We start from the raw sequence: 23,859 nt of genomic DNA, 5'->3' as shown, positions 1-23,859 counted from the left end.
TAACTGATTCATTGAGTTAGCTCGTCGCTGCGCCAGCTCGCCGGCGGCGATGCAGGCCGGTGCCAGCGGGCGTCCGGAAGCCTCGAAAGTGATGACGATAAAAGCGATGGGCTGGCCGAGGCCCTATCTCGTCGGAAACGACGACAGGTAACCCGCCGTGAAGATTGAAAATAACCCAAACAAAACCCGGCGGCGGATAACCGGGAACAACAAACTGGAGTGCTCCATGAATCAGAATGTTCTGTTCATTACCGGTGCCGGTAGTGGCCTCGGGCAACTCAGCGCCAAGCGCGCGCTGTCCGATGGTTGGGCTGTCGCGGCCATGGACGTCAACGAAGCCGGCCTCAACCAATTGGGCTCCTCACCCAGGCTGCTGAAACTGGTAGTTGACATCACCGACCCCACCGCTGTGGAAGCAGCGGTCGAGCGCTGCGAAACCGAGCTGGGCCCCATCACCCGACTGACCAACGCCGCCGCAATCATGCCGCTGGGACTGCTGATGGAACAGCCGCGCGAGGTCATTCAGAACATCATGGCGATCAACTTCGGCGGCATGGTCAATCTGTCGAAGGCCGCACTGCCGAAGATGATCGCCCGTGGCCGCGGGGAGTTCGTCAGCTACGCCTCCATGGCGGGTCATTGGCCGATCATCTACATGGGTGCCTACAACGCCGCCAAACATGCAGTCACCGCCTACACCGAAGTGCTGTTCCACGAGACCCGCAACAGCGGAGTGCGCATCGTCTGCGTGTGCCCACCCATCGTTGCCACGCCGCTACTGGATCAAGCCAAATCGACGGTATGGCCAAGGATCTTCGACGTGTTTCCGCCTATTACCGCCGAAGTGGTACTGAACAAGATTGAGCGTGTGCTCAAGGGCAACAAATTGTGGGTGTTTCCCGGACCGATGACTGCCATGTCCTGGAGACTGCGGCGCTGGATACCCAACATCCTGTGGTGGACTGTGCATCAGGTCGAAAAAATCTAAAGCTGTTGGGTGCGCTTCGCGCATCCGTCGGTCTGCGCTTGATAGCCTTGGTGCATACAGCCCCATGCATGGAGCGCGACCACCCTCACAGATTCGTCGGATGCGACGATACCGCCGCTCCCCGCTGTTTCCACAATAGCTGCCAGGCCGCTACGCATGGGCGTTGCGGACCTTTATTGAAACAGCGAAGGAGCACCATCGATGTCCGAAACCAATGCAGCAGAGTTTCCCACCCATAAGTTTGTCACCCATCGGCGCACCATCACCGAGACCGACATCGTCAATTTCGTCAACCTCACGGGCTTTCATGAGCCCTATTTCATCGACATGGAATACCTGAAGGCCAACATGTCCGGCGCCCACCAGAACCGCTTTGCCCCGGGGCCAATGATCATCTCCTACTCGATGGGTTTAGTCTCACCGATTCTGATGAAGGTTGTCGCCGACGTCCTCGAAGGCCATGCCGTGGGCAACTTTGCAGGCATGACGGGGCTGCAGGCACGCATTCATTCCGCCGCATTCCCTGGTGACACCTTGCACGTAGAAGGCGAAGCCAAGATCAAAGCCATCAGCAGTAGCGGCTTTACCATTCTCGACCTGCTGCACGTTACCAAAAACCAGCGTGGCGAAAAGGTCGTGGAATTCACCGAAACCGTACTGTTTCACAAACCCGGTACGACTGAGTAAACCGCGCGACCCCGCTCGCCTCCCTACCTCGTCAGCGCATCAAGTTTTCGCGACATGGGCGGGTTGCCCGCGAGCGGCGGCAGAACCTTAGGTTACGGTCTGCTGTATCAACCTTGCCCTCCTGCCCTGACGGGCGATCTCGCTCCGCGCATGCACCAGACTAGCTCGTGTCGATGCGCGTAAACGGACTTCCGCACCCATGCTGCATCACCACAGCATAGGTGCAGGAAACGTCAGACAGATGCCCTCACACTCTCAGCACGGGTCGAATGGCCAGTCGCCTGAAGCCTTCCCATAGAATTGCCTTGCTCGGCAAAAGCCTTCGCCTGGGCTACATGAAAATGCCGGCCATTAAGCAAAAAGTGCGACAGCGCGGGAATCAGCACCAGCGCAGCCAGCATGTTCCAGAGGAACATAAACGCCAGCAGGATCCCCATATCGGCCTGGAATTTGATCGGGGACCATACCCAGGTGACTACGCCCACCGCCAAGGTGACGCCGACCAGGGCTACCATCTTGCCAGTAAATTGAATGGCCCGACGGTATGCCTGCTGCAGGGAGAGTCCCATACGCTGGCCTTCCAACTGGACGCTGAGCAGATACAGGGCGTAGTCCACCCCGACGCCAACGCCGAGTGCAACCACTGGCAAGGTGGCCACCTTAAGGCCGATGTTCAACTGCACCATGAGCGCTTCGGCCAGCAGGGAAGTGAGCACCAGCGGTAGGAGGGCCACCACTACAGCACGCCAGCTGCGGAAGGTCATCAGGCACAGCAAGGCAACGGCGAAATAGACGGCCAGCAACATTTCCAACTGCACACTTTTCACAACGATGTTGGTCGCCGCCTCGATGCCCGCACTGCCAGCAGCCAGCAAGAACTGGCGGTCCTTCACACTGTGTTGTTCCGCGAACTCGCTTGCCACCTTCAGCACAGCATCCAGCGTGGCGGCTTTATGGTCTGAAAGGTAGGCCAAAACAGGCATCAGTGAGCACTCGCTGTTGAGGAACTGGGAGTTCCACACCAAGGCATTATTGACCTGCGGCCAGAGAACCCCCTTATTGTCGCTGATCGTGAACCACTTCGGACTGCCTTCGAAACCACCAGAGGTGTAGGCTCGTACCGTATCGGCCAGCGAGGCGGTGGCCTGGACTCCAGGTACTTGGGACAGCTGCCGGGCAAGTCGGTCAGCCTCGATGAGAGCCTCGTACGAGCCACACTGGTCTGCGGGCGTCTTTATCATGACTGCAAACACATCGCTGGAGACGCCGAACCTCGAAGTAATGAAGGCGTTATCGCGGTTGTAACGCGAGTCGGGACGTAGCTCAGGACTGCCGGCGTGCAGATCGCCCACCTGCAGTTTGCTGCGCTCTACCAACGCCAACACCGTAAGACCCAGCGCCACGGCAATCGCCAGGACAGCCCAGCGGCGCTCGGTGAAACGGTCGAGGCTGTTCCAAACCCGATCGATGCCCAGCTTATGGATAGTCGTATCGTGCTCGATGATGTGTCGACGCGCCGCTTCCTGGCTGATACCGGTAAACGACAGCAGCACCGGCAGCAGGATCAAGTTGGTGACCACCAGCATGGCAAAACCGAGGCTAGCCGACAGTGCCAACTCGCGGATGATCGGAATATCCACCAATACCAGCACGGCAAAACCGACGCCATCGGCAATCAGCGCGATCAGCCCCGGCAGGAACAAGCGACGGAAGGTATAACGGGCAGCGACCCAGGGGTGGGTACCACGGGCGATATCCTGAGCAATGCCGTTCATTTTCTGAAGGCCGTGGGATACGCCAATGGCAAATATCAGGAAGGGAATCAGGATGGTGAAAGCGTCCAGGACACCACCGAAGGCGATCACCAGCCCCTGCTGCCAAAGCACCGCAATAACCGAACAGAGCAGCACCAGGGCGGTGCTGCGAACACAGCGGGTGTGGAAGTAGATGATCAGCGCCGCCACCAACGCGGCGACAATGAAGAACAGCATAACCTTGTAGATGCCATCGATCATGTCACCGGAGATTTTGGCGAATCCGGTGATGTAGATGCCGAGATCAGCCCCCTCGTACTTGACGCGAATGCGTTCGAGGGCCTCGGACAAGTCCTGGTAACTCAGCGGCTGGCCGTCCACGGTCGCCAGCAATGGAATCTCGATCATGCTGGAGTGATAGTCGTTGGAGATAAGACTGCCCACCACCCCCGCACGGGCGATGTTCAAACGCAGTTGTTCGATAGTCTCGGGAGAACCATCGAAGTTGCCCGGCATCACAGGACCGCCGACAAACCCCTCCTCGGTGACCTCGGTCCAGCGCACCACAGGCGTCCAGATCGACTTGACCCAGGTCCTGTCTACGCCCGGGATACGGAAGAGTTCATCGTTCATCTGGCCGAGCGTCTTCAAGTATTCGGCATCGAACACGTCGCCCTTGCGGTTCTCGACCACAAAGCGCACGGAGTCGCCGAGCCCGCGCAGCTGCTCGCGGTTGTCCAGAAAATTGCGAATGAAGGGATGACTGTGCGGCAGCATCTTGTCGAAGCTGGTGGTCACTGTCAGGTTACGTGCCTGCCAGGCTGAGAGCAGCGTGGCGATGACGCAAAAGGCAATGATGAGCAGCCGATGGTTGAAGATCATGCGCTCGAAAAAGTTGCCGGAAAGCCGGTTGAATAGCGCGGGATCACGGATGACGCTCATCAGTCCCGCGCCTTCATGCTTGCTGTCGATCATCAGGTTCTTCTCATTGTTGTAGAGGCAGCGATCAGAGGTCTTCGACCCTGATCCCCAAGGCACCGACAAGCGCCAGGCGGCTGTCGCCCAGCAGAACGGCACCGTAGTAAGGCATCGGCTGGCTCAGACGCAGCGGCTTGAAAATCTGGGCTCCGTCGTCACTCAACAGCGCCTCTCCACTCTGCGCGACTACAAGTAGACGCTGCGCGCCGAGCGGCAGTACCCGCATCAGATTGCTGCCCAGTGGCAACGTGGTGCGACTCCAGCTTTGCCCCTGATCCGCGCTGCGGAAGAAGCTACCGCGCATCCCATAGGCATAGACCTCGCCCTCGGTCGCAGTAACGCCGAACAAGGTGCCGTTGTAGGGCGTATCTATCGAGACGAAATGCTCGCTCTGTGCATCGCGACGCCAGACATGGCCCTGCTCTCCAGACAGGTACAGCTGGCCATTGCGTCCCGTGACAGCGTAGAAGTGCCACTCCTGTGGGTTATTGGTCAGATGCATCTGCGGAAGCCAGCTACGCCCACCATCCTCGGTAGCGAGGATGCGATTGAAGGTGCCGACCACATAGCCGTGAAGCTCGTCGGCAAAGTAAACGTCGAGAAATGGCTGGGTCTCATGATCGACCGCCAGCCGCTTCTCCTTCTCCAGGTAACCCGCCGCATCCGCCACTCGAGCGGCGCTCGCGGTATAGAAATCGATGGCCAGCTGGCTGGCCTGCAGGCCATCGAGCTGTTTCTGCCAGGTGGCTCCAGCATCATCGCTGTGCAGAATCACCCCACCGTGCCCTACGGCCCACCCTTGGGTCGCATTAGCAAAAGCAACAGCGACCAGATCCACACTTACCGGAACCTGCGCCTGACTCCAGCTGCGCCCTTGATCGTCGGAAAACAGGATGGCTCCACGCAAGCCAACGGCGACCAGACGCTCACCGGCGCGGGTAATCGCCAGCATCGGACCGGCAGCCATGCGCTCGCTATGCACGGCAGCGACCTGTAGCGGAGGCTCGAACGCGTGCACAAAGGGCGTCGCCAGAGACAAGCAGACAAATAGCAGACGCCCGAGAATCGAGCGAGGCAGAGGGGCAGAATAAAACAGTATTCCAGCAAGCATGACAAACCTCACTTCAGGGCTTTCGAAACGCACACCCATCAGGAACGACCGTCCGCGCGCGCAGGCGATCGCTCCTGGTAGTCGACTCGACCTGTCAGAACGTGGTCTTGAAGGTCAGAGATACCCAGTCACGATCCCAGTACTTACCCAGGGAGGAGTTATTCAGGCTGCCAGCACCGAGCTCATCGTCCGAATGCTTGGAGATGAAACCGTTGTACTTCAGATCAACGCTGTACTGGGCATAGATGTCCGCAGACACACCCATGCTCCAGGTGCCCTGCCCTTCGTTGCTACCGAACATGACCGGCGAGTTACCGTGCAAACCGATATCGACAAACAACGGCATGGACAAATCGATTCCCGGCATTACCTGGTACCAGGTCGGCCGGAACATCAGAGACGCGCCTAGAGCATCGCGAGTCTGGCAGGCAATCTTGGTGGCGTTATGGTCGTCGGCGCAATTGTAGCCTTTACCATTGTACGTCTGCGCGTTCTCGGTGACTTCGTCCAGATAGGAGTAGTTCAGCTCAGCGGTCAAGGAAGCAGCATCATAGAATGGCGTCTTACTGAAGTAGGCCACACCGTTGAACACGCCGGACCACAGTTTGCCGCGTGGCACCCAAGTATCCGGGGCGGTACCTTCCGGCACAAAGTTAGAAAGCGGCGTAGTAGCCAGCACCGCATCCTCGCGGTAAGTAATGTCGGTACCCCAGGAAATACCCCAGACCTGCTTGGACAGGCTCACGCCGTATAACTTCTCCCGCTTGTTCGAGGAGTAGTCGATACCCGCTCCCGCCGGAAAGGCACCCACACCGGGAATGACCACCATCTTGGTCAGCACCAGCTGTGGGAAGCGGTTGGTGTACTCGCGGTAATAGAAACCCAGGGTGCCATCGAGCCACTGCGGCGACCAGCGGGCCGAAACGCCCCAGTCGCCGTGTTTCTTGTCCGGCTCATCGGTGACCTCAAAGGGCAAGCCGAAGACGCTGCCCCCACTGCCCAAGCTCAGGCCATCGATCGCGCCAAAATAGGTACCGCCGTTGGGGACCAGCATCGGCTTCCAGTCCAGGAGGTACTGCGCGGCAACGGTCAGATCCGGCTGCAACTGGGCGATCATGGATATCTGGTTGAGCGGTTTGAACAGTTCCTTGGCCTCGGTGCCCGGCGTGGCGAGCGCCTTGCGGATATCCACCGGGCCCTGCTGGTAAGACACGCCGTTGACGAAGGAGAACAGCGATTCGCCCCAATACACGTTATGTTGGCCGGCCTTGAGGTTGACCGGCACGCTGCCCAGGTCGAAGCCGGTAAACACGAAGGCATCCAGGATCTCGCCAGAGGGGCCGTTGTTCCAGCGATCGGTGTAGCGGCTGTAGTTGTCACCGTCACGTCCCGCACCGTTGCCAGCACCACTGGCATCGAGTGCACGGTCGCCCTCGACATCACCGTCATAGGCCTGATCGTACCAGCCGCTGGCACTCAGACGCGCACCGTGACGGTCTTTGTAAATGAAGTCCATCTCAGTGAGGATATCAACTCGATTGGTGACCACGTCGCCGGCATCAGAGAACTTGCGGTCGGACTGGTAGGCCGTCACATCGCCCGCGCCCGCGTCGTTTCCACAAATATCCTTATCGCAGTCATTCACCCGAAAACCCACGTTGTAGCGCACGGTGTTATCCCAGCGCAGCGACATATCAGGATTGCCGAGATCGACCGTAACCGCATTTGCCGGCCCAGCCACACAAAAAACCATCATTGGCGCGACCAGCAGGTTGCCGCCCACTGCCCGGTATCGACTTGCCATATTCATAGACTTGGCTCCTTCTTGTTATTTATTAGCCCACTCGCACATCCCGAACATCGCGGCGGAACACTCCTGGCAGAGGAGCATGAATGCCCCGTACGATGACTACTGGCAGACGACGTTACGCTCCACGGCCCCCACCCCTGTCGTCGGAACCGACGAATCCAGTTAGCGGGACGTGAGTCGATAGAAGTGGCCATAGGAAGCCCGGAAACAACAAGGCCCGCCGAAGCGGGCCTGTCTGCAGCCATCCATCGTCCAAATACATCGGATAGGCAGGCATCTGCACCTAGGGAGCGGCACCTCCGGCCTCCAGCGATCCTTTTTGCAGATAGCACCAGGCCGCCCCCGAAACGAATTGCGGCCTGTACCGTTACTCATTCAACGGATACCCGTCTGCCCCATGTTTTCGGGGGACCAGGTGGACTCCGGGGGTTTGCCAATCGCTGCGTAGCCGCCCCCCTTGAAACCCGTAAAGGACGGCAGAATGTAAGCACCTCGCTCCAGATCGAACGTCAGCGTATTGTCCGGAATCAGTCCATAGCCGTACACATAGTTCGGGATGGTCAGCATGCTGTCGATGCGAATCAGCTTGCCGGTGACATCGTAGCTGTCGGCAGTACCGGCCCCGCTCGCATCTTCATCGATGTAGAAGCGCCGCTTGGGTAGCAGATGACGGAAGCCCGGTTTCAGCGTGGCCTCGACCACCCGCACACGGTGCAGCTCCCAGCGGATGCACTCCGGATTCGGGAAACTCTTTGTGAACAGCTTGTCTTCCGAGCACGCCTTGTAGTCGTAGACGGCGAAGTTGTTGTAGTTGATCAGCTTCTCCTCCACTCCCAGATACTTGAAGTCGTAGCGATCCTGTTTCCCCAGGATCAAACGCTGCTGATCCATGGTGGTGATGCCGCCCGCCACTGGCGACGGTGTGTCATAAGCCAGATCCGGGGCCAATTTGACCCGACGCTGGCCAGGAAGGTACTGCCAAGCGCGCTGTTCGCCGCTAACCTGGTAGCGTGCCAGCGTCTGCTCGCCGTTACGCCGGGCCGGGTCGTACACGAAGAAGCGTACGCGCCAAAACTCGGCACCGCTGCCTTTCGGACCGTTGTCGGTGGTATCCAGAAACTCGCTGGATTCCAATACCTTCAATGCATTCAGCAAAATCCGCCGAGCACTACCATCGACCAGATAGGATCGGGCGTTAGCTTGCAAGGGCGGGGAGTACTGCAACTGGTGGTTCCAGATCACTTCGTTGCCGGTCTTCGGCAGCGGGAACGGCAGACCCGCATAGCAGCCCTCGATACTGACCCCGGCGTTGGCGGTCTTACAGGCGTCCACGTTCTTGCGCGTATTGTCCTGATAGGTTTGCGGGAAACGCACAGTACGCCGAGTCTGGTACACATTCATCTTGTACTCGGGGTAGCGCGCGAACAGCGCCTTTTGCCCCTCGGTCAGGCGCTCGGCGTACTGGGAAAGGTTCTGCGGCGTGATGGTAAATATCGGCTTATCGTTCCACGGATCACAGAAGTTGGTCGGCTCGTCCTTGTCGTAGCAGGCTGGCAGGCTGAGCGGCTCATCCGAGTACGCCGGGATGCTGCCGTCGGCATTACCGCTACGCTGCGCACCGAACGCCGTCAGCTCAGCCCCACCCAATTGCCCGGCCTCGCTGGCGAAAGCTGATTGAACGGCGCCGGCCAGGACGGCAAGCGCCAATACGCTGGCTAGGTTGCTTCGCTTCATGTTTCCCTCTCTTGTTATATTCATCGGGTGGCGCCACCGTGGCAGCACCAGACTAGGGGTCAACGGGCTTGAGGACTTTCGCCCAGTACCCGCAAGCATTTCAGGCATTGGTGCAATCCGTCCGCCCCCAAGCTACGCGCCCGGGTCGCGGGGGGTCGTTGAATTTAACTTACGCTCAGCCCCTCCCGTTTCGGTCGTCGAAAGCGACGAATTGCGCCGTCACCAGGGTTAACGCAGTTCTTCACCCTTGGCGGCCTTCTCCAGCAGCAACACCGGTGGCGCAAAGCGTTCACCATAAGTCTGTGCAAGCTCACGGGCACGCTGAACAAAACGCTCGACGCCATAGCCGTTGACAAACTGCAAGAAGCCACCGGTCCAGGTCGGCGCACCAATGCCGAGGATCGAGCCGACGTTACCGTCCGCCACCGAGCGCAACACACCCTCCTGCAGGCACTTCACCGCCTCGATAACCTGACGGAACAACAAACGCTCCTTGATATCCTCGACCGGCAGCACCACCTCCGGCCTGACGAACAGCTCGTAGAGCCCCGGCCAGATGGTCTTTTCGCCGCCTTCCGGGTAGTCGTAGAAGCCACCGCCATAGTGACGCCCCGGGCGGTTGTACTCCTTGATCAGGATGTTGCCGACCGCGTCGCTGTGGCTGTTGTCGAAGACGGTGGCAAACACGCCCATCTCCTTCTGCGTCTCGTTGACCTTACGCATCAGCTCCAGGCTGACTTCGTCGAGTACGGTCAATGGCCCTACGGGCATGCCGATCTGCTTGCCTAGGTTGTCGATCAGCAGTGGATCAACACCTTCCTGGAGCAGCTTGCAGCCTTCGTCGAAGTAGCTGCCGAAGGTGCGCGAGGTAAAGAAGCCCAGCGAATCGTTGACCACGATGGCGGTCTTGCCGATCTGCCGGGCAAAGTCGAAGGCCTTGGCCAAGGCCGCGTCACTGGTCTGCTCACCACAGATGATTTCCACCAGCGGCATTCTCTCCACCGGCGAGAAGAAATGGATACCGATGAAATTGGCCGGGCGCTTGGAGGCCTTGGCCAACAGGGAAATCGGCAGGGTCGAGGTATTGGTGCCAAACACGGCAGACTCAGGCATCTGCGTTTCAGCCTGCTGGGTGACCTTGCCTTTCAGATCGACGCTTTCGAACACGGCCTCGACGACGAAGTCGACGCCCTGCAGGTCGGCATAGTCCACGGTGGGCTTGATCAGGGCGAGAATCTCGTCCTTCTTCGCTTCGCTCAGGCGCCCCTGGCTGACCGTCTTGCTCAGCAGTTTCTCGACATTGGCCTTGCCGCGCTCGGCGGCCTCCAGACTGACATCCAGCAGCATCACCTCGATGCCGACCTTGGCCGACACATGGGCGATGCCGTTGCCCATCATGCCGGCGCCAATGATGCCGAGCTTGCTCACCTTGCTCTTGTCGAAACCTGTCGGCCGGCTGGAGCCACCGTTCACTTCGTTCATCTGGAAGAACATGGTGTTGATGATGTTCTTCGCCTGCACGCTGGCGGCCAGGTGGGTAAGGCCACGGGTTTCCACCAGCAGCGCGGCATCGAAGTCCAGCAGGGTAGCCTCCACCGCCACAGCGAGAATACGCTCCGGCGCCGGCAGCAGGCCGCGGGTGTTCTTCGCTGTCATCGCCTGAGCCCCGGCGATCATCTGCGCCACATGTGGTTGCTGCGCAGTTCCGCCGGGAATCTTGTGCCCCTTGTGATCCCAAGGCTGCAGGCTGACGCCATCATCGCCGACCTGCGCCTTTATCCAGGCCTTGGCCGCCGGCACCAATGCATCAGCCTGTTCGATCAGTTCATTGACCAGCCCCAGGGCCAGCGCCTCCACTGGCTTCATGCGCTTGCCTTCAAGCAGCAACGGCAGAGCTCTTTCCAGACCCAGATGGTGCACCAGACGAACGATGCCTCCGCCCCCCGGGAGCAGACCGAGGGAGACTTCGGGCAGGCCGACCAACGCGGCAGGGCTGTTGAGCAGCACCCGGTAGTTACAGGCCAGGGCGATCTCGAAGCCGCCACCCAGGGCCGCGCCATTGATCGCGGCGACCACCGGCACCGGCAAACGCTCAAGACGACGCAGGTCATTCTTCGTCAGCTCGATCTTGGCCTGAAAATCGGCTTCGTCACCGGGCTTGAAATCGGTCAGCTCGTTAAGGTCGCCACCGGCAAAAAAAGTGCTTTTCGCCGAGGCGATGACGACACCGGTCAGGCCGTTTTCCTGCTCTAGGCGATTCACGGTCGCGGCCATGGTTTCGCGGTACAACTGGTTCATCGCGTTGACCGGCCCCGGCATATCCATGGTCACAGTGACAATGCCGTCGGCGTCCTTCTCGTAATTGAATGCGCTCATAGGTTGTTTCTCGTAGAAAGAGTGATCCGCCACGGCACAGACTCGCAGCGGCTTTGAAGTGGCTCAGAGGCGTTCGATGATGGTGGCGATACCCATGCCGCCACCGACGCATAGGGCGATCAGGCCGCGCTTGAGGTTGCGCCGCTCCAGCTCATCCAGCACGGTGCCGACCAGCATCGCGCCGGTGGCGCCGATCGGGTGGCCGAGGGCAATGGCACCGCCATTGACGTTGGTGACTTCCGGCGAGATATCGAGGTCGCGCATGAAGCGCAGCACCACCGAAGCAAAGGCCTCGTTGATCTCGAACAGATCGATGTCCTGCACGCTCAGGCCCGCCTTGGCCAGGGCCTTCTTGGCAGCCGGACCGGGGCCGGCCAGCATCAGCGTCGGCTCGGTGGAGAGCACCGCGGTGGCGACGATCCGTCCGCGCGGAGTAAGCCCCAGTTGCTGACCAATACGTTCGCTGCCCAATAGCGTGGCGCTGGCGCCGTCGACGATGCCCGAGGAATTGCCGGCCGTATGGATGGGCTCGATGCGCGCCACCTGAGGGTACTTGCGCAGGGCTACGTCGCTGTAGCCGAGCTTACCCATGGCCGCGAATGAAGGCTTGAGCTGGCTCAGGGCCTCCAGGGTGGTGGCTGGTTTAATGAACTCGTCGCGCTCGAGAACGACCAGACCATTAAGGTCGCGCACCGGCACCACCGAGCGATCGAAGTAGCCACTGTCGCGTGCATGAGCGGCACGCTGCTGGGAAACCAAGGCGAAGCGGTCAACATCCTCGCGCGAATAGCCGTCGAGCGCGGCCAGCAGGTCTGCCCCGATGCCCTGGGGTACCGACTGCAGCTTGAAGGCGATTTCCGGATCCTGAATCCAGGCCTGGCCGGCGGCGCCCATTGGCAGGCGCGACATCGACTCAACGCCACCTGCCACGATCAAGTCCTCCCAACCGCTGGCAATGCGACTGGCCGCCTGATTCACCGCCTCCAGGCCAGAGGCGCAGAAACGGTCGATCTGTACACCGGGCACGCTCTCGTCCCAGCCGGCGTACTGAACCACGCATTTGGCAACGTCGCCACCCTGCTCGCCCACGGGCTGGCCACAGCCGAGCACCACGTCATCGACACGCGAGGTATCCAGATCGTACCGCTGCTGCAGCTCGGTCAGCAGCCCGGCGGCCATGTGCACGGGTTTGACGCTGTAAAGCGCGCCATCTTTCTTGCCCTTACCACGCGGCGTGCGTACGGCGTCGTAAATGAATACTGCCTGTGACATTGGGAGGCTCCTCTTGACGATTTCGGTTACATGACCGAAGCCTATGAGCCTCCCTGACCGACCACATCGTCGGAAGCGACGATCACCGCAGTACTGCCGCACCGGACTATGCCAACCCGTATCCCCCGCCAGTGCCGTGCGACCGCGGGCGGTAGCCCGATAACCAGCCCAGAACCCGTTCACGAGCTCCTGGCCGTCGGCCATACGGCGTTTGAAACAGCTTCGAAATGCTCATTTACACCTCGTAGACTCCGCTTCCTCGGCTGTTTTAACCTTGTCTGGTTTTAGTCACAAGCGTTGAAAGGGCTTGCGCCAGGTACCGCTTGCCCCATAGTTTAAGAAACCAATAAGAACAGGCGGAGGCATCGCACCTCCATGAAGGACTCATGATGTCGTCGAATCACCGCTCCTTGCCCTACATCTCGCGAGCCAAGGTGACGCCTCCCGCCACCTCGCACTTCGAAGTCCCGCGTCAGGCCATGCTCGACCGCGCGGGCCAAGCCGAGACCAGCCGTGCCGTACTGGTGCATGCACCAGCCGGCTTCGGCAAGACCACCTTCATGACCCAGCTGCTGGCCCGCTATCGCCAACAGCGCATGACCACCGTCTGGCTTACCCTTGACGCTGGCGACAACGATGTTTCGCGCTTCCTCAGCGGTTTCGCCACCGCCATCGCCGGCCTACAGCCAGACGCGCCGCAACAGGACCTGGGCCAGTTACGCAACACCGATCTGGTTGCCTGGATCCTCGACCAGATCGGTACACACCAGACCCCGCTGGCCATTTTCTTCGACGACTTCGAGGCCATTCGCAACCCTGTCGTCCTCGGCCTGGTGGCTCGCGGCATCGAGGCGATTCCGCACAAGACCTGCCTAGTCATAGGCAGCCGCACCTTGCCGGATATAGGCCTGGCCCGTCTGCGCGCACGTGGCAGCCTGACCGAGATCGATGCCGCCAGCCTGCGCTTCAGTGTCGAGGAAACCCAGGATTTCCTCACTCAGCGCCGCGGTGTCGGCCTGAGCAGCACCCAGGTCGAGCGCCTGCAGTGCAGCACCGAAGGCTGGGTCACTGCCCTCTGGCTGGCCTCGCTGGCCCTGGAGAACCACGGCGACACCGACAAGTTCCTCGATTCCTTCTCCGGTTCCAATGCGGCCATCGCCGCCTACCTTGCCGAGGATGTGCTGGCCGCCCTGCCCGAGCCACTGCGCCTGTTCCTGCTGCGCAGCAGCCTACTCGACGAGTTGAGCCCGGCTTTGTGCAACGCGATCTGCGGCTGCAGCGACAGCCTCGACATGCTGCGCGAACTGGAGCGTCACCAACTGTTCCTCGTCCCGATCGACGAGCAGCGCGACCTTTACCGTTATCACAGCCTGTTTCTCGACTTCCTCCGCCACCAGATGCAACGCCGTTACAACGAAGAGCTGCCAGCCCTGCACCTGGCCGCCTGCAATGCCTATCTTGCGCAAGGACGGGTCATTCCGGCCATCCGCCATGCTCTGCAGTGCGGCAATACACAGATTGCCATCGACCTGCTCCACCAGCATGTCGACATGCTGCTCAGCCAGGGCCGTCTGCGCCTGCTGGCCGAGTGCATCGGTCAACTACCGAAGACAGAGCTTCAGCGTCACCCCCGACTGCAATTGATCCGCGCCTGGTGCACGGCCTTCACCTGGGGCCCCAAGGAGGCCCTGACCCTGGTGGCAGATATCGACAGCAGCACTCTCTCGGGCGAGTCCGCAGCCTATCTGCTGGCCCTGCGCCCGATGCTGCTGGTGATGATGGACCAATCCGAACAGGCCTACGAGATGGGCACGCAGTCCCTGGCCCAGGTGACCACCGCATACCCCTTCGCCTGGGCCATGCTCAACCAGGCGCTGACGCAGGCCAGCATCCTCCTCGGCCGACATCAGGAAGCGCACCAATACGTCGATGAGGCACGTCGGGCGCAGAGCGATTCCGCTGGCGCGTTCGGTTTCGTCCTCGCCGAATCGGCCGAAGCGCTGCTCGACATGATGGCCGGCCGCCTCAAACAAGCGACCGCGCGCCTGCGCCTGGCCACGACCATGCTCGAAGGCTCGCGCCGACGTGATCGCAATGGCAACGCCCTGGCCGCCGTCCAGCTGGCCGAGACGCTCTATGAAAGCGACGAGTGCGAGGAAGCCCTGCGCCTGTTACTGATCTATACCCCCCTGGTGCAAGATCTCGGTCTCTCCGACGGCCTAATCACCGCCCATACCCTGCTGGCCCGCATCGCCGACGACAAGGGCGACCGTGATCGCGCCCTGCAAATGCTCAGCGAACTGGAAAACGTCGGCCACCGCCTGGGTCTGCCTCGCGTCTCGGCCAGTGCGCGCCTGGAACGGGCCATGCAAACGCTGGCCCATGGCGACCAGAACGGCGCCCTCGAACAATTGGCCCTGGCCGAACAGACCTTTCCCTGGACCGAGACCGCGACCCACTGGGGCATCGCCAACGACACCCTGACCCCGACCATCGGCCGCCTGCGCTGGATGATCCGCAGTGGAGCGTCCGGCAAGGCCATCGCGCCGCTGCGCAGCGAGTTGGCCGAAGCCGAACGCCTGCAACGCGGGCGCCGGGCGCTGAAACTGCGCATTCTGCTGGCCGAGGCGCTGTACCGCGACAACCAGGCGAAAATGGCCCTGCGCACCTTGGAGCGGGCCCTGAAGTTCGCCCAGACCGAAGGCTTCGTGCGTACCTTCCTGGAGGAAGGCGCGACCGTGCAGGTCATGCTGCGCGAGCTGCACAACGAACGCGAGGACAAGGACGCAACGGATGACAGCAGCCTCGAACGCTGGCTGCGCAGCAGCGCCACCGCTCAGCCCGCAGCCGGCAGCAACGGCACACTGGTCGACCCGCTGACGCAGAAAGAGCTGAAAGTGCTCAACCTGCTGGGCCAAGGATTGTCCAATGCAGCGATGGCGGAAAAGCTGTTCGTCTCCGACTCGACCGTGCGCACCCACCTGCGCAACATAAACCTCAAGCTGCACGCCAGCAGCCGCACCCAGGCCATCGCCATCGCGCGACGCATGGGCCTGTGCACCTGAACGCAAAACCACTCACCAACGAAAAGACCGCCCTTGGGTGTAATGCCGATCAATGGTGTCGCCAGCCTTGGGGCTGCTGCGCAGTCCAGCGGGAGCAAGCTCCCTCGCCACAAAAGCGGCCCTGGCGCCTGATGCCGATCAGTTAAGCCTCAAACCTGAGGGAGCAAGCTTGCTCCCACAGGTTTTGTGTCATGTGATCCTTGACTGACTGGCATTAGCCCGTGCGCCTCATTTATCTGAATGAATCAACCCGGATACAAACACTTGGTAGCGGCTGGTAAAAAATCAGTTGCAGCGCCACAGCCCCCTGTGGCGAGGGAGCTTGCTCCCGCTGGGGCGCGAAGCGGCCCTAAAACCTGAATCCCGGTTATGCCAGATACAATGGTGTCGCCAGCCTTGGGTCTGCTGCGCAGTCCAGCGGGAGCAAGCTCCCTCGCCACAAAAGCGGCCCTGGCGCCTAATCCCGATCAGTTAAGCCTCAAACCTGAGGGAGCACGCTTTGCTCCCACAGGTTTTGTGTCATGTGATCCTTGACTGACTGGCATTAGCCCTTGGGCGGCCTTTTTCGTTATGGCACGGTGCTCAGGCTAACCGGGCACGGTATTCGTCACGCAGCAGGCGCTTGAGCAGCTTGCCGTTGGGCTCACGCGGCAAGCTCTCGGCGAAGTCAATCACCCGCGGACACTTGATCGGCGACAAGTGCTCGCGGCAGTAGGCAATAAGCTCATCGACCAGCGTAGGGGAAGGTTCCACGCCCGATTCCAGTTGCACCACCGCGCGCACCTCCTCACCAAAGTCACGGTGAGGCGTGCCGATCACCGCCACGTCGAACACCTTGGGGTGAGTGATCAGTACGTTCTCGGTCTCCTGCGGGTACACGTTGACCCCACCGGAAATGATCATGTTGTTTTTGCGGTCGGTGAGGTACAGGAAGCCATCGGCATCCACATGTCCGATATCGCCCACCGTGGCCCAGCCGGCCGCATTGTAGGCCTCGGCGGTTTTCTCCGGGTCCTTGTGGTAGCTGAAGCGCGGGCCGTTGGCAAAATACACCAAGCCATCCTGACCCACCGGTAACTCCTGACCGTCCTCACCGACGATATGCAGCTCGCCGAGAATGGCGCGACCGACAGTGCCGGGACGCGCCAGCGCGGTCTTGCTATCGACCATGGTGGAACCGATGCTTTCAGTGCAGGAATAGAACTCAGCGAGGATCGGGCCCCACCATTCGATCATCGCCTGCTTGGTCGGTACCGGACATGGAGCCCCTGCATGCACCGCAACCTTCTGACTCGACAGGTCATAGCGCTCACGCACTTCCTGCGGCAGCGCCAGCAGGCGGTGGAACATAGTCGGCACCCACTGACTGTGGGTGACGAGGTAGCGCTCAATGGCTTTGAGGGCGTTTTCGGAGTCGAACTTCTCCGCCAGCACCAAGATGCCGCCCAGGATGGTCATGCCTTGCCCCCACTTCATTGGCGCGGCGTGATAGTAAGGCGATGAAGAGAAATACACCGACTCTTCGTTAACACCAAAACCGCGCTGCATAAGACCTGCGATTACCGCCGTACTACCCAAAGGCAAACCGGTAAGGTTCGGCTTCACCCCCTTTGGCCGCCCGGTAGTACCCGAGGAGTAGAGCATTTCGCTACCCTCCACGGCATCACGAATGGGGCTGCCATCGAACGCTGACAACGCGTCATCGAATAGCTTGACGCCAGGCACCGGGTCGAGGCTGTAGATCTGCGGTGGCCTTGGCAAGGCGCGCACGGCATCAAGGATCGCTGGTGCTGTCTTGGCACTGACCAGTAGTACCTGGGCTTCGCAGTCAGCCACGATATAGGCCGCCTCGAGAGCAGTCAGACGCGTACTGATAAAGGTGTAATACAAGCCAGCATAATGCGCTCCCCACTGTACTGCTGGGCACTCCAGGCGATTTTCCAGGCAGTAGGCCACGTGGTCACCTGGCTTCAGACCCAACCACTGGTAAAGACGGCCGAGCCGGTTGGCATAGGTATCCAGTGCGGCGTAGGTCAGCGTGGCGCCTGTTTCAGCCATGATCACGGCGGGTTTTTCCGGCGTACGCATTGCATGCACGCCTGGGTACAGTTGGGGTTGCTTGTCGCTCATTGCAGCGGCCTCTTGACAGTTGGCATTGCTTACGCTCGTGTGGCTGCACACGATTATGGTTGTTATGCAGTGGTTCACAGATGCTTGAGTATCCAGCCGAGTATCTTGCGCACTCGTGGCTTGTAAGGCGGAAAGAACATAGTCGCCAAAAGCACCTGCGTCTTGACGATGGCGCGCTCATGGGAAAATGCGCGAATGCCCCATTCGCCATGGTAACTGCCGATGCCGGAGTTATTGACTCCACCAAACGGCAGGTTATGGTGCAGAAAGTGTGCGGCAATGTGGTTGACACAAGTACCGCCAGCACTGGTACGGACAATCAGCGCATCGGCACTGGCCGGGTCGCGACTCCAGATATACAACGCCAGCGGTTTGGGCGCTGCGTTGATGCGTTCGATCACCTCATCCAGATGATTGAAAGCGATAATTGGCAACACTGGCCCGAAGATTTCTTCTTGCATGATCCGCGCGTCATCAGGTACGTCCCCCAACAACGTCGGCGAAACAAAATGCGCGCCGACATCCACTGCTCCGCCATAAATCAGTCGCGCACCGCGGGTCTTGGCGTCGTCGATCAGGTCGGCCACACGCTGGGTGTGACGCACGTTGATAACCCGTGACAGTTCAGCATCCATGGCGGCCAGTCCCTCGCCGTACCAGGTGTCAAGGTGGGCGCAAACGCGCTGCACAAACTGCGCACGGATGCTGCTGTGAACATAAATGTGGTCTGGCGCGATGCAGGTCTGCCCGGCATTGATGAACTTGCCCCAGGCGATGGTCTTGGCCGCAAGCTCGATGTCAGCGCTCTGGTCGACCACCACCGGCGACTTGCCGCCCAATTCCAGGGTGACACTGGTGAGATGCTTGGCTGCAGCGGTCATCACCACCTTGCCAATCGACGGCGATCCGGTGAAGAAAACATGGTCGAAGGGTAGCTCGAGTAGCGCCTGTGCCACACTGGCATCGCCCTCAAACACAGCCACTTCGGACTCATCGAACACTTCACGAATGATCTTTACCAATACCGCCGACAGGTTTGGTGCAATCTCCGAGGTTTTGATCATCGCCGTATTGCCACTGGCAATGGCCGGGATCAGCGGCCCCAGGGTCAGCGTTACCGGGTAATTCCATGGCGCCAGAATCAGACAGCGCCCCCGCGGCTCATAGCGAACCCAAGCACGAGTTCCCAGCATCATCATCGACTGTCGCACACGGCGTGGCTTTAGCCATTTCTTCAGGCGCCTGCAATAGTCCGAGATATCCATGATCACCGGCATCAGCTCGGTGAAATCGACCTCCACCGGTGGCCGTTTGAAATCTTTCCCGGCGGCCTCGACTATGGCTTCGCGATGCATCATCAGGACCTCACGCAAGCGTCTCAGCTTGGCGATGCGCTGCTCGACAGTGGAGCTGCGCAGGCTTAGTGCCGTCTGGCGCTGAATCGCAAATATCCGCTGGATATCCGCCGCCAACTGCGGCGTCAGTGTCTCGGTAGGGAAGATCGGTGCCGGGGCAGCGGACATGGCGCAACTCTCTGGTATAGGACTGACTGACCCTCATCATCGCCAACGCTTCGAAGATGGAAATCGTCGTAAACGACGACACTGAACAATCCCCCCTTGCCTAGCATGCAGGCATCAGCCCAAAGCAAAGCAGGGACATTCCTATGATCGACAGTTACCAACCGCGCTGGATGAACGAAGAGCTTCTGGCGCTGCAAGATCTTGCCAGACGTTTCACCGCCGAAGAAGTTACCCCCAATCAGGAGCGCTGGTACGAACAGGGCGCCACCGACCGCGAAGTCTGGCTCAAGGCCGGTGCCGCCGGCATCCTGCTACCGGACATCTCCAGCGAGTACGGCGGTTCCGACGGCACCTTTGCTCACGAAGCGGTACTGGCCCAAGAACTGTGCTTGGCCGGTGATACCAGTTGGCGCTGTGGCCAGCAGATCCATGTGATCGCCGCCCACTACATCGAACGCTACGGCAGCGAAGAGCAGAAACAGCGTTATCTGCCAGGCCTGGCCAGCGGCGAACTGATTGCCGGCATGGGCATGACCGAACCCAGCGGAGGCACCGACCTGCAGAACATGCGCACCCGCGCCATCAAGCAGGGCGACAAGTACATCATCAACGGTGCCAAGACCTTTATCACCAACGGCTCCATTGCCGACATCCTGGTGCTGGCAGCAAAAACAGACCCCAAGCAAAAAGCCAAGGGCGTCTCGCTGTTCATCTTTGAAACCAACAACCCGGGCTTTCGCGTCGGCCAACGCCTGAAGAAGATCGGCTTGCACGGCTCTGACACCTGCGAGCTGTTCTTCGAAGACTGCGAGGTGCCCGAAAGCGCGCTGCTCGGCGGCATCGAAGGTCGCGGTTTCTACCAGATGATGCAGGACCTCACCTACGAACGCACCTTGACCGGCATCAACTGCGCCGCCGTCATGGAACGCGCTTTCCGCGTGACCCGCGACTATGCCCACGACCGCACCATGTTCGACAAGCGCCTGATCGATCTACAACACCCGCGCTTCGAACTGGCCGAGATCAAGACCGTGGCCACTATTGCCCGGGTGTTCTCCGACTTCGCCGTCGAACGCTATCTAGATGGCACCATCACCGCCGACATTGCCTCGATGAGCAAGTGGTGGATCAGCGAGCAGCAATGCGAAATCATCAGCCGCTGCCTGCAGTTGTTCGGCGGCCACGGCTATATGCTCGAGTACCCGATTGCCCGCATGTATATCGATGCACGCATCGAACCGATCTACGCTGGCTCCAACGAGATCCTCAGGGAAATCATCGGCCGCGGCCTGTAACGCCCCCTTGGCGCAAGGAGACAATGATGTCGGATAACTTAGAATTTGACGCCTTAGTCATTGGCGCGGGTGCCGGTGGTCTGTTTACCGCAGCACTGCTGGCAAAGCGCGGCTACCGCACATTGCTCGTGGAGCGTCTCGGCGAAGTCGGAGGCCGCGCATCGACTCGTTACAAAGATGGCTTCGCCGTGAATACCGGGGCGCTCGGGATTGAAATAGGTACAGAAACTGAAGAGGTTTTCAACGAAGTTGGAGCACGGTTGATAGTGCGTCAACCCTCGCCAGGTATAGTTTGCCGGGTCTCAGGCAAGGATATAAACATCTCGGCGGGTCTTCCTGGCATGGCAAACCGTGTCGCTATAAAGCTACTGCGGCTTGCTCTCCACGTTATCCCACCACTCCAGCCGCGCCCAGGTGAATCCAGTCATGCCTGGGTTACACGCTTCACCAACAATCCGACGGCCCTGGGTCTACTTCACAACTTCATTGGATCAATCTTTGCCACCACGCCACACCTGTTACCCGCCGATCTTTTTTTGCACTACCTGACGACCAAAGGAGCATTCAAGCAATTCGGATTCCCTCCTGGTGGAACCGTAACGGTATGGCAGGAACTCCTCACTGCCTACAAACGTCACGGCGGCGAGATTTGGTTAAACGCGCAAGTAGAGCAACTTAGTTTTGCAGCCGACGGCACAGTGAACGGTGCAACGGTCAATCGCGATGGAATCCCACGGCAACTGACAACCAAGCTGACGGTGAGTGACATAGGGCCACAGGCAACCCTTGGCCTGTGCGGGGACGCAAACCTTCCCGCCGACTACAGCGCTACGGTAAAACGCCAGTGCCAACCAAGCGCTATCATCACGATTTACTTTGCCAGTACTACGCCCCTGGCCAGTTTCCCAGGATTTGCCTGCTTCAGCTCCACCCGGCGGCTCTGCTACGCAACGAGTTTCACGCCAACCTGTCCGGAAAACTCGCCGCCAAACTGGCATCTTTACTCCGGAGCCAGCGTACCGCAACCCTGCACCGGTGACTTCAATGAAACCAATGAAATAGAACTCCTGAAAGCCGACCTGCTAGACGAGTTCCCTGGCTTCGCGCAGGCACGCATTTTGGACGTGGTAGTGACCCGCGACGAGTGGCCCGCGCAACGAGCCATGGCTGGCGCGGACTTGCCGAATGAAACCCCCATTGCGAACCTCTGGAACGTCGGCGATGGCGTCAAAGAATGGGGTAGCGCGGCAACGACCGCCTGTGCCGAAACTGCCATTCTGGTAGCGGCCAAGATTGGACGAGCATACCCCAGGCAAGCAGCACAAGCGGCGCTCGAGTCCCAACAACAAGAACATGCAAAGGCCGTATCACAGCCCATCCCACAATCCCACGCTGTTGACCACACCAGCAATAGTCCTAAGGAAGCACTATGAACCAGCGCGTTTTCAGCATCAGCGCCTGGAGCGGTACTGCCGCATTAGTTGTCACCTGTGTCGGCTGGCTGATCGCAGGAATACTGCCACTCCCCCTAGGCCCCTCAACCAGCACTATAGAAGTCGCCGCGTTCTTCATCGACGATGCGACGGTGACGAAGATGGGCTTTGTCATTGCCTCCGTAGGGGTTGGACTGATGCTTCCCATGTTGGCTGCCATCTCAATGCACATGTTGCGCATGGAAGGTCGTTACCCATTGCTCAGTTTTACCCAGATGATTGCCGGCGCAGTTACCGTGATACTTAACACCCTCCCCCAGTTACTGTGGGCGACCATCGCCTTTCGTACCGATCGAACACCCGAGGAGTATCGAACACTGAACGATATCGCTTGGTTGTTGCTGTTCACGGGGATCATACCTTTCATGATCCAAAACATTGCCATCGGCACAGCAGTGCTCAGCGCCCCCCACAGAGTCTTTCCACGCTGGGTAGGGTTCCTCAATCTGTGGGTTGCACTGGCCTTTGTACCTGACGTACTCGCTTACTTCTTCATGAGCGGACCATTCGCCTGGAACGGGATCTTCGTCTTCTGGTTGGCATTGGGGGCTTACGCGGTATTTCTGGTAGGCATGGGCGTTGCAATCAAACACGCCAATGCACAAATCATTGCCCTCGCCAAAATGGAAAGCGCCTCTGCATGACCTCTCAGGTCCCGGACTTTCTCTGCAACGACGTCGCAATGCCCATAGAGGGTAAACCGTCGCATGCCACCGATAACAACCACCCTGGCGAAGCGGGAATCTGGGTATTCATCTTCGGTGACATGATGATTTTTGGTGCCCTCTTTTTGACGTTCCTCTGGAACAACCGCCAAGATCGTAGTGCCTTTTCAAACGATGCAGGCAGTCTGTTTCAGAGCATCGGCGGTATCAACACACTCATCCTACTCCTCAGCTCATACTTGGTTGTGCTCGCTGTGGGCGCACAGCGTCGCGGTCATACCGTCCGCGCCGGCCGCCTGATACTAGGCGCTTTGGTCTGCGCGTTAGGATTCGCCAGCCTCAAGGCAATCGAATACAGCATTGAAGTAGCCAATGGGCATACACCTACAAGCGCCTTGTTCTTCACCTTTTACTTCGTTCTGACTGGCATCCACTTATTGCACGTTCTGATTGGCGTATGCCTGCTCAGCCTCTGGTGGAGCAGATGTCACAGCCAAGCTTTCTGGAACGATGAGCGCGCCTTTGTCGAAATCTCGGCGGTCTATTGGCATATGGTCGACCTGCTGTGGATCCTCATCTACACACTGCTCTATTTGGTATGCATCGCATGAGTGCTTCTTCGCAGCAACATGCGACGATCGTCTGGCTCTCTCTGGTATTGGCCACCTGCGCTACCTGGTGGCTGAGTACCAGCCATCCTTTTTCCGCCACCAGCGAACACCTGACGTCCTCCATTGCGATAGCCATCGCCTTCATCAAGGTCTATTACATCGGCATGGACTTCATGGAGCTTCGCGGGGCTTCTCGGGTACTGCGCCGCATTTTCATGGCCTGGATCGGACTGACTGGCGGTGCCGCAATCGCACTCTATGCCATCTAGGTGCAACCATGGTTACCGCCAGGCCGTCGGTCTTCGTGATCGTGAAGTGTGTTAGATCAATCCATTCAACTTCGTAGCCTCGCTTGCCGAGGCAGACT

Annotated in this window: 16 protein-coding genes; 8 read left to right on the top strand and 8 right to left on the bottom strand. The window is 59.6% G+C overall.

The annotated features are described in order from the left end of the window. Window positions 1-226: 226 nt before the first annotated feature. Together BLT00_RS01745 and BLT00_RS01740 are read left to right on the top strand one after the other, a co-directional pair. Window positions 227-988 carry an SDR family NAD(P)-dependent oxidoreductase gene (locus BLT00_RS01745; RefSeq protein ID WP_092142484.1) on the top strand — a complete coding sequence of 254 codons (762 nt, stop codon included), beginning with the start codon at window positions 227-229 and terminating at the stop codon, window positions 986-988. 201 nt (window positions 989-1,189) lie between these two features. Next, on the top strand, window positions 1,190-1,675 hold the full coding sequence (locus tag BLT00_RS01740) for a MaoC family dehydratase (protein WP_063321836.1): 486 nt from the start codon (window positions 1,190-1,192) through the stop codon (window positions 1,673-1,675). A 233-nt stretch (window positions 1,676-1,908) separates the two neighbouring features. Here BLT00_RS01740 and BLT00_RS01735 read toward each other — a convergent pair whose 3' ends face one another. The 6 genes from BLT00_RS01735 to BLT00_RS01710 form a co-directional block, all read right to left on the bottom strand. After that, the gene (locus BLT00_RS01735; RefSeq protein WP_218190038.1) at window positions 1,909-4,404 is read right to left on the bottom strand and encodes an efflux RND transporter permease subunit; all 2,496 of its coding nucleotides are present in this window, start codon (window positions 4,402-4,404) and stop codon (window positions 1,909-1,911) included. Window positions 4,405-4,435: 31 nt separating this feature from the next. Next, window positions 4,436-5,557: a WD40/YVTN/BNR-like repeat-containing protein gene (locus BLT00_RS01730; protein ID WP_092142487.1), complete on the bottom strand. Its 1,122-nt coding sequence runs from the start codon at window positions 5,555-5,557 to the stop codon at window positions 4,436-4,438. 55 nt (window positions 5,558-5,612) lie between these two features. Next, complete coding sequence (locus tag BLT00_RS01725) at window positions 5,613-7,328, bottom strand: DUF1302 domain-containing protein (protein ID WP_092142490.1); 1,716 nt, start codon at window positions 7,326-7,328, stop codon at window positions 5,613-5,615. 375 nt (window positions 7,329-7,703) lie between these two features. Further along, window positions 7,704-9,062 carry a DUF1329 domain-containing protein gene (locus tag BLT00_RS01720; protein ID WP_072339390.1) on the bottom strand — a complete coding sequence of 453 codons (1,359 nt, stop codon included), beginning with the start codon at window positions 9,060-9,062 and terminating at the stop codon, window positions 7,704-7,706. A gap of 228 nt (window positions 9,063-9,290) precedes the next feature. Further along, window positions 9,291-11,438 carry a 3-hydroxyacyl-CoA dehydrogenase NAD-binding domain-containing protein gene (locus BLT00_RS01715; RefSeq protein ID WP_092142493.1) on the bottom strand — a complete coding sequence of 716 codons (2,148 nt, stop codon included), beginning with the start codon at window positions 11,436-11,438 and terminating at the stop codon, window positions 9,291-9,293. Window positions 11,439-11,501: 63 nt separating this feature from the next. After that, on the bottom strand, window positions 11,502-12,710 hold the full coding sequence (locus tag BLT00_RS01710) for an acetyl-CoA C-acetyltransferase (RefSeq protein ID WP_092142496.1): 1,209 nt from the start codon (window positions 12,708-12,710) through the stop codon (window positions 11,502-11,504). A gap of 389 nt (window positions 12,711-13,099) precedes the next feature. Here BLT00_RS01710 and BLT00_RS01705 point away from each other — a divergent pair, with 389 nt between their 5' ends. After that, a complete protein-coding gene (locus tag BLT00_RS01705; protein WP_158265795.1) occupies window positions 13,100-15,775 on the top strand; it encodes a winged helix-turn-helix domain-containing protein in 2,676 nt (891 codons plus the stop codon). A 582-nt stretch (window positions 15,776-16,357) separates the two neighbouring features. Here BLT00_RS01705 and BLT00_RS01700 read toward each other — a convergent pair. Beyond that, complete coding sequence (locus tag BLT00_RS01700) at window positions 16,358-17,905, bottom strand: acyl-CoA synthetase (RefSeq protein WP_092142502.1); 1,548 nt, start codon at window positions 17,903-17,905, stop codon at window positions 16,358-16,360. 74 nt (window positions 17,906-17,979) lie between these two features. Next, window positions 17,980-19,428, bottom strand: coding sequence for an aldehyde dehydrogenase family protein (locus tag BLT00_RS01695; protein ID WP_092142505.1), 1,449 nt, complete (start codon window positions 19,426-19,428; stop codon window positions 17,980-17,982). Between the two features lie 143 nt (window positions 19,429-19,571). Between BLT00_RS01695 and BLT00_RS01690 the strand changes: the two genes are divergently transcribed. The 5 genes from BLT00_RS01690 to BLT00_RS01670 are packed head-to-tail and all read left to right on the top strand — an operon-like array spanning window position 19,572 to window position 23,761. Continuing rightward, window positions 19,572-20,723 carry an acyl-CoA dehydrogenase family protein gene (locus tag BLT00_RS01690; RefSeq protein ID WP_218189602.1) on the top strand — a complete coding sequence of 384 codons (1,152 nt, stop codon included), beginning with the start codon at window positions 19,572-19,574 and terminating at the stop codon, window positions 20,721-20,723. Between the two features lie 26 nt (window positions 20,724-20,749). Further along, on the top strand, window positions 20,750-22,156 hold the full coding sequence (locus tag BLT00_RS01685) for a phytoene desaturase family protein (protein ID WP_092142508.1): 1,407 nt from the start codon (window positions 20,750-20,752) through the stop codon (window positions 22,154-22,156). Then, entirely contained in the window at window positions 22,153-22,860 is a 708-nt protein-coding gene (locus tag BLT00_RS01680; RefSeq protein WP_092142511.1) for a hypothetical protein, read from the top strand. Before BLT00_RS01685 ends, BLT00_RS01680 begins: the two co-directional genes overlap by 4 nt. Then, window positions 22,857-23,492 carry a cytochrome c oxidase subunit 3 gene (locus BLT00_RS01675; protein ID WP_092142514.1) on the top strand — a complete coding sequence of 212 codons (636 nt, stop codon included), beginning with the start codon at window positions 22,857-22,859 and terminating at the stop codon, window positions 23,490-23,492. The genes BLT00_RS01680 and BLT00_RS01675 overlap by 4 nt, the downstream gene beginning before the upstream one ends. Continuing rightward, a complete protein-coding gene (locus BLT00_RS01670; RefSeq protein WP_158265796.1) occupies window positions 23,489-23,761 on the top strand; it encodes a cytochrome C oxidase subunit IV family protein in 273 nt (90 codons plus the stop codon). The genes BLT00_RS01675 and BLT00_RS01670 overlap by 4 nt, the downstream gene beginning before the upstream one ends. The last annotated feature ends 98 nt before the right edge of the window (window positions 23,762-23,859 follow it).

It is taken from the genome of Pseudomonas sp. NFACC51, from assembly GCF_900103575.1.
GTDB classification, from domain to species: Bacteria; Pseudomonadota; Gammaproteobacteria; order Pseudomonadales; family Pseudomonadaceae; genus Aquipseudomonas; species Aquipseudomonas fluorescens_Q.
Note: the sequence above shows the minus strand (reverse complement) of the source record. Positions and strands in the feature narration are given on the sequence as shown.

Bases quoted from the DNA above. Each gene is read 5' to 3' on its own strand.
- BLT00_RS01745 (WP_092142484.1), top strand. From the start codon at position 227: ATGAATCAGAATGTTCTGTTCATTACCGGTGCCGGTAGTGGCCTCGGG.
- BLT00_RS01740 (WP_063321836.1), top strand. From the start codon at position 1,190: ATGTCCGAAACCAATGCAGCAGAGTTTCCCACCCATAAGTTTGTCACC.
- BLT00_RS01735 (WP_218190038.1), bottom strand. From the start codon at position 4,404: ATGATCGACAGCAAGCATGAAGGCGCGGGACTGATGAGCGTCATCCGT.
- BLT00_RS01730 (WP_092142487.1), bottom strand. From the start codon at position 5,557: ATGGGTGTGCGTTTCGAAAGCCCTGAAGTGAGGTTTGTCATGCTTGCT.
- BLT00_RS01725 (WP_092142490.1), bottom strand. From the start codon at position 7,328: ATGAATATGGCAAGTCGATACCGGGCAGTGGGCGGCAACCTGCTGGTC.
- BLT00_RS01720 (WP_072339390.1), bottom strand. From the start codon at position 9,062: ATGAAGCGAAGCAACCTAGCCAGCGTATTGGCGCTTGCCGTCCTGGCC.
- BLT00_RS01715 (WP_092142493.1), bottom strand. From the start codon at position 11,438: ATGAGCGCATTCAATTACGAGAAGGACGCCGACGGCATTGTCACTGTG.
- BLT00_RS01710 (WP_092142496.1), bottom strand. From the start codon at position 12,710: ATGTCACAGGCAGTATTCATTTACGACGCCGTACGCACGCCGCGTGGT.
- BLT00_RS01705 (WP_158265795.1), top strand. From the start codon at position 13,100: ATGTCGTCGAATCACCGCTCCTTGCCCTACATCTCGCGAGCCAAGGTG.
- BLT00_RS01700 (WP_092142502.1), bottom strand. From the start codon at position 17,905: ATGAGCGACAAGCAACCCCAACTGTACCCAGGCGTGCATGCAATGCGT.
- BLT00_RS01695 (WP_092142505.1), bottom strand. From the start codon at position 19,428: ATGTCCGCTGCCCCGGCACCGATCTTCCCTACCGAGACACTGACGCCG.
- BLT00_RS01690 (WP_218189602.1), top strand. From the start codon at position 19,572: ATGATCGACAGTTACCAACCGCGCTGGATGAACGAAGAGCTTCTGGCG.
- BLT00_RS01685 (WP_092142508.1), top strand. From the start codon at position 20,750: ATGTCGGATAACTTAGAATTTGACGCCTTAGTCATTGGCGCGGGTGCC.
- BLT00_RS01680 (WP_092142511.1), top strand. From the start codon at position 22,153: ATGAACCAGCGCGTTTTCAGCATCAGCGCCTGGAGCGGTACTGCCGCA.
- BLT00_RS01675 (WP_092142514.1), top strand. From the start codon at position 22,857: ATGACCTCTCAGGTCCCGGACTTTCTCTGCAACGACGTCGCAATGCCC.
- BLT00_RS01670 (WP_158265796.1), top strand. From the start codon at position 23,489: ATGAGTGCTTCTTCGCAGCAACATGCGACGATCGTCTGGCTCTCTCTG.